This is a genomic window from Pelomicrobium sp. G1, assembly GCF_051905455.1.
GTDB lineage: Bacteria > Pseudomonadota > Gammaproteobacteria > Burkholderiales > UBA6910 > Pelomicrobium.
In genome coordinates, this window is the sequence record NZ_JBQACR010000448.1 from 1 (window position 1) to 254 (window position 254).

General features: G+C 69.3%; 1 pseudogene. It reads left to right on the plus strand.

What is annotated here, in order from left to right:
• Nucleotides 1–254: pseudogene (locus ACTFO6_RS19175) on the plus strand (TIM barrel protein); the annotation flags it as partial.

The window sequence follows — 254 nt, forward strand, 5'->3', positions numbered from 1 at the left end:
TTCCTGGACCGGTTCGCCGCCGCGGCCAAGGCCGGCTTCCGAGGCGTGGATTATCTGCTTCCTTACCCCTACGACAAGAACGCGCTCAGGAGCGCCTGGACCGCCACGGGCTCGTCCAGGTGCTGCACAACCTGCCCGCGGGGGATTGGGGCAAGGGGAAGCGGGGCATTGCCTGCCACCCGGACCGGGTGGGCGAGTTCCAGGACGGGGTGGGCAAGGCCATCGAGTCCGCCAAGACCCTGGGTTGCGGGCAG